Source organism: Streptomyces boncukensis (genome assembly GCF_011045075.1).
Lineage (GTDB): Bacteria > Actinomycetota > Actinomycetes > Streptomycetales > Streptomycetaceae > Streptomyces > Streptomyces boncukensis.
Map to the genome: position 1 here is coordinate 1 of NZ_JAAKZZ010000480.1, position 5,581 is coordinate 5,581.

Here is a 5,581-nt window from a genome sequence, read left to right on the forward strand (position 1 = left end):
CCCTCGAACACGTCGACATCGTCCAACCCGCCCTGCGGGCCGTCATGGTCTCCCTCGCCGACCTATGGCGCCACTACGGAGGACGGCGTGGTGTTCGAAGTGGGTGCGGGTGGTCAGCAGGGACCAGCCGATGTCGACGGGGTCGGCGTCCAGGGTGGTCAGGCGGGCGAGTTGGTCGTGCAGGGCGTTCTGGGAGCGTGCGGAGACGACCCAGGGCACCACCGGCATCTCCTGCGCGGTGCGCTCGGGGGCGGCTGGTTCGGGGGGTGCCTGTTCCAGGACGACGTGTGCGTTCGTTCCGCTGATGCCGAAGGAGGAGACGCCTGCCCGGCGGGGGCGGTCGACCGCGGGCCACGCGGTCTGCTGTGTCACCAGTTCCACATCGCCGGCCGTCCAGTCCACCTCGGGCGTCGGCTCGTCCACATGCAGCGTGCCCGGCAGCATCTCGTGCCGCATCGCCAGCACCATCTTGATCACGCCCACCACACCCGCGGCGGCCTGGGCATGGCCGATGTTCGACTTCACCGACCCCAGCAGCAGGGGCTGCTCGCGCTGCTGGCCGTAGGTGGCCAGGAGCGCCTGGGCCTCGATCGGGTCACCGAGACGGGTGCCGGTGCCGTGGGCTTCCACGGCGTCGACCTCGGTCGCGGACAGGCCCGCGTTGGCCAGTGCTTCGCGGATTACTCGCTGCTGGGAGGGGCCGTTGGGCGCGGTCAGGCCGTTGGAGGCGCCGTCCTGGTTGACGGCCGAGCCCTTCAGCACGGCGAGCACCTGGTGCCCGTTGGCCCGCGCGTCCGACAGCCGCTCCAGCACCAGCACACCCACGCCCTCGGCCCAGCTCGTGCCGTCGGCCGCCGCCGCGAACGGCTTGGAGCGGCCGTCCGGAGCCAGGCCCCGCTGCCGTGAGAACTCGCTGAACATCCTGGGCTCGGCCATGATGGTCACGCCGCCGGCGAGCGCGACCGAGCACTCACCCTGGCGCAGGGACTGCGCCGCCAGGTGCAGGGACACCAGCGACGAGGAGCACGCCGTGTCCACGGTCACCGCGGGGCCCTCCAGGCCGAGTGCGTAGGCGATACGGCCCGACATGACGCTGCCCGTCGTGCCGGTGAGCACATAGCCCTCGTAGCCGCCGTGCGCGTCGTGCTGGTCGCCGCCGTAGTCCTGTGCCATGGCGCCGACGAACACCCCGGCGCGGCTGCCGCCCAGGGACGTCGGGTCGATGCCCGCGCGCTCGATGGCCTCCCAGGACGTCTCCAGCAGCAGCCGCTGCTGCGGGTCCATCGCGGTGGCCTCGCGGGGCGAGATGCCGAAGAAGCCGGCGTCGAACAGGGGCGCTTCGTGCAGGAAGCCGCCCTGGTGGACGTAGCTGGTGCCGGGGCCCGAGCCGGCGGCGAGCCGGGCCAGGTCCCAGCCGCGGTCGGTGGGGAAGGACGAGATCGCGTCGCCCTCGTGCTCCAGCAGCCGCCACAGCGCCTCGGGCGAGTCGATGTCGCCCGGCAGCCGGCAGCTCATGCCGACGATGACGACCGGGTCGCTGTCGTCCGCTGCCGCCACCGGGGCCGCCGCGGCCTCCTGGCTCCCGAAGAGCTCGGCGTGCAGGAACTCCGCCACGCGCGCCGGGGTCGGGTAGTCGAACATGAGGGTGGCGGGCAGGCGCCGGCCCACGGCGGTGGCGAGCCGGTTGCGCAGTTCGACGCCGGTGAGCGAGTCGTAGCCCAGCTCCCGGAAGGTCAGGGCGACCTCGACGGCGTCCGCGCCGGGGTGGTCGACGACGGCCGCGGTGTGCGCGCGCACCAGGTCGAGGAGCTCGCGGCGCTGTTCGGCCTCGCTCAGCCCGGTGAGCCGGCCCTCGATCCCGTCGGGGACGGCGGGCTCGGTCACGACGGTCTCGTCGTCGTGCCAGTACCGGCGCCGCTGGAAGGCGTAGGTGGGCAGGTCGACGACCGTGCCGGTGTCGCCGAAGACCGCGCTCCAGTCGACGTCGAGGCCGTGGACGTGCGCCTCGGCGAGCGCCGCCGCCCAGCGGTCGGGCCCGCCCTCGCCGCGGCGCAGGGTGCCGAACGCGGCGCCCTCGGACTCGGTCTCCTCCAGGATCTGCTCGATCCCCACGGTCAGCACGGGGTGCGGGCTGGCCTCGACGAAGGTGGTGTGCCCGGCGGCGACCAGACCGCGGACCGCCGTCGCGAACTCCACCGTCTGCCGCAGGTTGCGGTACCAGTAGGCGCCGTCCAGCGTGGCGGTGTCGACGGGCCCGCCGACGACGGTGGAGTGGAACGGGACGTCCGCCTCGCGCGGGCGCACCTGCTCCAGCAGGTCCCGCAGTTCGGTCTCGATGCGCTCGACGTGCGCCGAGTGGGAGGCGTAGTCGACGGCGATCCGCTTCGCTCCCTCGACCTCGGAGGCCAGCGCGTCCAGCGCGTCCACGTCGCCCGAGACGACCGTGGACGACGGGCCGTTGACGGCGGCGACGGAGAGCCGGCCGTCCCAGCGGCCGATCAGCGTGTCGACGGCGGGGCGCGCCAGCGGCAGCCAGAGCATGCCGCCGGTGCCCGCCATGGCCAGGATGGCGCGGCTGCGCACCGCGACCACGCGGGCGCCGTCCTCCAGGGACAGCGCGCCGGCCACGACGGCGGCGGCGATCTCGCCCTGCGAGTGGCCGACGACCGCCGCGGGCTCCACGCCCCGGGAGCGCCACAGCTGAGCCAGCGACACCATGACGGCCCACAGCGTCGGCTGCACCACGTCCACCCGGGCCAGCGCGTCCTCGTCGCTCAGCACCTCGGTGAGCGACCAGTCGACGAACGGGCCGAGCGCCTCGGCGCACTCGGCCATCCGGGCCGCGAACACCGGCTCGGAGTCCTGGAGTTCGAGGGCCATGCCGACCCACTGGGTGCCCTGGCCGGGGAAGACCAGGACCGGGCGGCGGGAGTCCGCCGCGGTCCCGCGGACGGTGTTCGGCGCGGTCTCGCCCGCGGCCAGCGCCTCCAGCCCGGCGGTCAGTTCGGGGCCGGTGCCGGTGGCGGCCGCGCGGTGCGGGAAGTGCGTCCGGGCCGTGGCCAGGGACCAGCCGGTGTCCTCCGGGCGCCCGGCCGCGGCCGGGTGGGCGAGGAGCGCGGCCGCCTGGTCGCGCAGCGCCGACTCGCTCCGGGCCGACAGCACCCACGGCACGGCGGGCAGCGCGTCGGCGGCCGCCGGGCGCGGGCGCTCGGGCGCGGTCGTCACCACCAGATGCGCGTTCGTACCGCCTATGCCGAAGGAGCTGACGCCGGCCAGGCGCCGTCCCTGCCACGGGCTGAGCTCGGTCTGCACGGACAGCCCCAGCTCGTCGAGCGGGAGGTCGGGGCCGGGGCTGACGAAGTTGAGGCTGGGCAGCAGCTCGCCGTGCTCGACGCTGAGCACGGTCTTGAGCAGGCCGGCGATACCGGCGGCGCCTTCGAGGTGGCCGATGTTCGTCTTCACCGAGCCGACCGGCAGCGGGCGGTCGGCGCCGGAGCGGACGTCGCCGAGCGCCGTGGCCTCCACCCGGTCGCCGACCGGGGTGCCGGTGCCGTGGAGTTCGACGTATCCGAGGTCGGCGGGGTCGATGCCGGCGCCCGCGCAGGCGGCGCGGACGACGGCGGCCTGCGCCCCCGCGTCCGGCACGGTCAGCCCCGTCGAGGCGCCGTCGTTGTTGACGGCGCTGCCGAGGATCACGGCGTGGATCCGGTCGCCGTCGGCCTCGGCGTCCCGCAGCCGCTTCAGCACGAACAGGCCGCCGCCCTCGCCGCGGACGAAGCCGTTGGCGCGGGCGTCGAAGGTGTAGCACAGGCCGTCGGGGGAGAGCGCGCCGAAGCGGGACATGGTGAGCGCGCTGTCCGGGGCGAGGTTGAGGGCGACACCGGCGGCCAGGGCGACGGCGGACTCGCCGCTCCGCAGGCTCTCGCAGGCCAGGTGCACGGCGACGAGGGCCGACGCCTGTGCGGCGTCCACCGTCATGCTCGGCCCGCGCAGGCCGAGCGCGTACGAGACGCGGTTGGCGACGATGCCCCGGTGCAGTCCGGTGAGGCTGTGCTGGGTGACGGCGTCGGGGCCGCCCCGCTGGAGCAGCGCGGCGTAGTCGTCGGCCATCGAGCCCACGAACACCCCGGTGTCCAGGCCGCGCAGCCGCTCGGGCGGCACACCGGCGTCCTCCAGCGCCTCCCAGGCGAGTTCGAGGACCAGCCGCTGCTGCGGGTCCATCATCTTCGCCTCGCGCGGCGAGATGCCGAAGAACCCCGCGTCGAAGCCGGCGACGTCGTCGAGGAACGCGCCGCGGCCGGGAGTGTCGGCGAGGGGCGTCCAGCGGTCGGCCGGCACGTCCCGGATCGCGCTGCCGGCCTCGCGGAGCAGTTGCCGGAACGCGGCGGGGTCGGCCGCCGATGGCAGGCGGCACCCCATGCCGACTACAGCGACCGGCTCCGCGGTCGCCTCTCTCACAGCGGGAACGGATGCGAAATCCAAATCGCCCACAAATACGCTCCATGACCGAGGTGAACAAGGCTGAACCCGCGTCTCTGGACCGGGCGCGTGAATTGAACAGGCGAGACAATTCACCCGCAGACATCTAACAGCGCAGCGCGGCGGACCCCAACCCCTACATTGCCGTGCGGGCGTGTGGGCGGCGGTCCGCTAGGGGAGGCTGGGGAGTCGACTAGGGGTTGGCGTCGAGTGGCCTTGCACACACTCATTCCCCAAGCGGCATACTGCTACCGTGCGTCGGGTGATGCAGGCACATAAGTGGGGCCCCGATGTGTGCCACAAGCTGGAACGCGAGTGGCTGCTGCCCGCGACACTGCGACTGCCCGTCGACGGCGACGACTTCCGCGGGTACCGCACCCCGCGCGACTGGTTCGTCGACGTCAGCGCCATCCTGCTGACCTGCTCATGGGCCGTGCTCGTCTATCTCAGCGTCGACTTCTCCCTGTTCAACGTGGTGACCGGCGCGTTCTCCTGCGTCGCGGTGTGGTTCAGACGGCGCGCCCCGCTGGTGACCGCGATCCTGCTGCTGCCGCTGGCCGTGGCGTCCTCGATGGCCGCGATGGCGGCGCTGATCGCCCTGTTCACCGTCGCCGTGCACCGGCACTTCCTGATCCCGGTCGCGGTCGGCCTGGCGCACTCGGTGGCCCAGGCGCTCTACAGCGCGTTCGTGCCCGGTGAGTGGAGCAACTTCCCCAGCGTCGTGCTGGTCTACGCGGCCGTGCTGATGTTCGGGATGTTCGTGCGGGCCCGCCGTCAGCTCGTGGTCTCCCTCAACGAGCGGGTGCGGCAGGCGGAGGCGGACGCCGTGCTGCGCGAGGAGCGCGCCCAGGACCTCGAACGAAGGCGCATCGCACGGGAGATGCACGATGTGCTGGGGCACCGGATCTCGCTGCTCAGCATGCACGCGGGGGCGCTGGAGTACCGCAAGGACGCCGAGCCGGAGGAGGTGGCGCAGGCGGCCTCGGTGATCCGCGGCACCGCGCACCAGGTGCTGCGCGACCTGCGGGACGTCATCGGCGTGCTGCGGGACAGCCCCGGCGAGAGCCCGCCCACCCTGTCGCTTATACACAGCTGACGCTGC

General features: G+C 73.6%; 2 protein-coding genes. One reads left to right on the forward strand and one right to left on the reverse strand.

Going from position 1 to position 5,581, the window contains the following annotated elements; all coding sequences use genetic code 11:
* Window positions 1-42 precede the first annotated feature (42 nt).
* Entirely contained in the window at window positions 43-4,458 is a 4,416-nt protein-coding gene (locus G5C65_RS30060) for a beta-ketoacyl synthase N-terminal-like domain-containing protein (RefSeq protein ID WP_338146735.1), read from the reverse strand.
* A 286-nt stretch (window positions 4,459-4,744) separates the two neighbouring features.
* On the opposite strand from G5C65_RS30060, the gene G5C65_RS30065 reads away from it, so the two are divergent.
* Entirely contained in the window at window positions 4,745-5,575 is an 831-nt protein-coding gene (locus G5C65_RS30065) for a sensor histidine kinase (protein ID WP_241266164.1), read from the forward strand.
* Window positions 5,576-5,581: the final 6 nt, after the last annotated feature.